Origin of the sequence: Roseateles sp. (assembly GCF_049240545.1) — a bacterium.
GTDB lineage: Bacteria > Pseudomonadota > Gammaproteobacteria > Burkholderiales > Burkholderiaceae_C > Paucibacter_A.
Map to the genome: position 1 here is coordinate 1 of NZ_JBMLSK010000122.1, position 3,854 is coordinate 3,854.

Here is a 3,854-nt window from a genome sequence, read left to right on the forward strand (position 1 = left end):
CTAGAGCTTGAAAGTCACGCTCATCGGATTGCTCCCGAGATGCGACTGGTACGTCACTTGGCCGCGATACACGAAGGGAGCGGCCTTGCCGCTGCCGAGTTTGGTCTCCCGCACGAAGAGGTGGATCGCAATGCCCTTCGCCAAGTGATCGATGATCTCCTGGCCTCGCTTGCTTGCAGGTGTCGTCGCGTTCTGGCTCTGCCAGTGGAAGGTGTGCTCATCGATCCAGTGGTCGTGGTACCGATGCTCCTGCGCCTTGCCCTGCTTGTTCAAGGTCACCAACAGGACGTGCACCTTCTTGTCGTTCAGCACGACGTGACCGACGTTCCAACTGCCTGGGTTGAACGACTCTCCGAAGAGCGGCGGTATGTCCTCGCGTGAGAAGGCCTGCCCCAAGACCAGGTCGAGGGGGTCGACAACAGCCTTCAACCGCGCCAGGGTGCGCATGTCGTCAGTGGCTTGCAGGTCCTCGTAGGCAGGGTTGTGAGCCTTCAGGATGTAGCTGCCGTCCTTGGTCTTGGTGACCACGCGCAGGAGGTACTGGTTGTCACCGACAGCTTCGTCCTGCCGTTCGATTGCCATCACCGTGCCGGTGATAGACCCGGCATTGCTGGAGCTGACCAGCTCCAGCAGAAGGTAGTCGCCGTCCCGGATGGGGTTCTTGCCGCCATCCATCGAGTTACCAGAGGCCCGCGCGATGAAGTGCCGCGTTGCGTCCAGCTTGCCGTAGGCCGTGGGCAAGCAGCGGTGCTCTTCGGCGTCTGTCCTGCCCGCACGAAAGTGCCCGCACGCGATCTTGAGGTTCGGGAAGTACGGCAACTCGACTTCCGGCTTTTGCCTGGGCTTGAAGGGAATGACGTTGGATGCCTCCGCCTCCACAGGGCGACGCACCTCGTAGGTGGCGAGGCGGTAGGCCGTCAGCTCTTGGAGAAGGCCCTCTGCAGCCTCGGTTTCGTCAGCCGACGGCGGTTGAGCAAGCGAGAAGCGATCTTCCTTGACACAGAAGAAGCTGAAGGCCGAGGTCGCTGCGGCGCGAAGGCCGCCCGTCCAGGCTTTGATCGGCCAATCTCGCCAGTACCGAATCCACCTGTCGTCGAGCCCATCGGGCAGCTTGGCAATCGCTTCTGGCAGATCGCTGAGCAAGCTCGGCCGGCGGTGGAGGCCGTCCCAGGATCGATGAGCCAGGGCAGCCACCGTAGGCGGCGTGACCAGCCCACCCAATTCCAACCAGGCTTCGAGCAGGACCATCTTGAAGCTCTTGGTCATCGGCGTGACCTCGACTTCTCGCGGCAACCCACCCAAGGCCTTCAAGGCGCGTGCCTCGTCCTCCTGGAGGTCGCCCATGGTTTCGACGAGATCGAACCAGCTGCCATGCTGTTGTCGCATCGCCTGCACGCTGGCACCGGAGCGGTAGAACTCCGCCAGCGTGGGCCGCCGTCCGAGGCTGGCGCGCAGTGCTTCGTAGTCCTTCTGTGTCCCGGCGCTGTCCAGCGACTTCAGGAATTCGATGATCTTCAGGTCATGGTTGACGTAGCAGCCGTCGGGAAGCTCAAGCCGACCTTGCTCAGCCTTGCGAGCGAAAGCAGCGAGCGCCTTGTACGTCGATCCCACGCCAAACAGCGCCTGCGGCTTCTGCAGGAAGCTCTGGTGGTTGCCGATGAAGTCCAGAATGACCAGGTGGGTCTTCTCTTCGCTGAGGCGCAGGCCGCGGCCGAGTTGCTGGAGGAAGAGGATCTTCGACTCGGTCGGCCGCAGCATCATCACCGTGTCGATGCCGGGGAGGTCGACGCCCTCGTTGAACAGGTCCACGGAGAAGACGACGCTGAGCTGACCGCCGCGCAGTTGCTCCAAGGCCTGTGCGCGGCCGAGCGGCGACCCGGCGTACACGGCAGCCGACGAGATGCCTGCTTTCTGAAACTGCGACGCCATGTACTCGGCGTGCCGGATCGACACGCAGAAGGCGAGCGTGCGCTTTTGAGCCCGTGATCGCCACTCCCGCATGGCGTGTCGCGCACGTGCCAGGGTTGCCAACTTGTTTGTCAGTTCTTCGGGATCGAACCGCCCGTTGCGCCACGGCACCTCGCGGTAGTCGACCGACTCGTCCAGGATGCCGTGGTAGTGGAAGGGCGACAGCAGCTGGGCCTGGATGCCTTCGAACAAGTTGCGTGTGAAAACCAGGTTGTCATCGCACAAGGACAGGATGTCGGACTGGTCCGTGCGGTCGGGAGTCGCCGTCAACCCGAGCAGGAACGCGGGCGCGAAGTGCCCGAGCAAGCGACGGTAGGTTGCCGCGGCAGCGTGATGAAACTCGTCGATGACAACGTAGTCGAAGTGCTGCGGGGCAAACCGTTCCAGATGTTGAGCGCGGCCGAGTGTTTGCACCGACGCGCAGAGCACATCGACTTCAGCGTCGCGGCTGCGTCCCATGTAGTAGCCGACGCGGGCGCGAGGACGGATGCGCACGAACGTCGCCGCCGCCTGGGCAAGGATCTCTTCCCGGTGGGCGACGAACAGAACACGGCGCGCGTTCACCTGGGCGGCATCGAAGGCAGCGAGCCAAGTCTTTCCAAGACCCGTGGCAAGGACGACGACTCCCCGCCGGAAGCCCTGCTGGCGTGTCGCGTTGAGTGCTGCAAGCGCGGCCTGTTGAATTTCAGTCGGCTCGGGAAGCGTTTCTTGTTCATGGCTGCCGGGCGCAACCGATCGAGGGGGTGGGACGCGCCGCTTCTCGTAGGACTCGATCCAAGCGTCTGACAGAGCAACTGTCCTGCTGTGGGAGAAGATCTCCTCGAACCGAGTTCTGGCCTCCAGGAAGCCGTGGTCAGCTGGGTAGACGACGCGGTAGTTCCACTCCAGACCTTCCTGAAGCGCCTGGCGGCTGATGTTGCTGGACCCGACGATTGCCGTCCCCTCCACCAGTTCACTATTGGAGAGACGGGCGAAGATGTAGGCCTTCAGGTGAAAGCTGCTGCCCCCCGTCACGAAGACCCGGACATCGGCGCCCTGCTCTTGAAGCAGCAAGAGCAGTCGAAGCGCCTCCGGGTCGGTGATGTCCAGGTAGTCACTCGTCAGGACGCGCACCTGACGGCCTGCCTTGCTTTCGAGCGCCGCCTGCAGATCAGGCAGCAGAAGGCGAAGGCCCGTCGTCTTGATGAAGGCGACGGCGAGGTCGACCTCCGTGGCCTGCGACATCGCCTCGGACAGGTGGGGGAGGAAGTGATCCCGATCGCCGGTGACCAGACGCCGCTGGGACCCAGTTGCCTTCGTGGCCAGCACGTTGGTCCACTTCTCCATCCGGTCAGGTCGCTGGTCCTCGGTGACCCAGATGTCCGATCGCGCGAGCTCGGGAAGGGCGGTCAGCCACTCCGCTACCTGGGACTCGTCGGCATCGGTGAAGTGGCGGCCGCCGTGAAGTCTGGTACCGGTGCCGCGCTTGAAGCTGGCGTACAGGACGCCGCCAGGCGCCAGCGCCGCCCACAGTCGGGACACGACACCGGGCATCTCCTCAGGCGCGACATGCAGCAGGCTGGCGCAGCACCAGATGCCGTCGTAGGCGTTGACCTCGTCAACGTCGCGAAACGACCGAACCTCTACCGCAAACCCACAGTGGGTTGAGGCGCGTGAGGCGAGTTCGGGAGAGGCGTCGAAAGCCGAAACGCGGAAACCTTGCTGCGCGAACGCCTTGGCGTCTCGTCCAGATCCGCAACCAGCGTCGAGGACCCTCGCGCCAGCGAGCAGCAACGCCGCAAAACGCTCGCGGATGGGCGACATGTCAACGCCGACCGTGCTATCGAAGAACTCGTCAGCAAACTGTCGGTAGTACCGAGCGGTGTCGTCCATCCCTGGTTCTGACG

The 3,854-nt window shown here is 63.6% G+C and carries 1 protein-coding gene; it reads right to left on the reverse strand.

Annotated features, from left to right (window positions below; genetic code table 11):
* A complete protein-coding gene (locus ACOVRJ_RS08160; RefSeq protein ID WP_422043389.1) occupies positions 1–3,840 on the reverse strand; it encodes a DUF3427 domain-containing protein in 3,840 nt (1,279 codons plus the stop codon).
* Positions 3,841–3,854 lie beyond the last annotated feature (14 nt).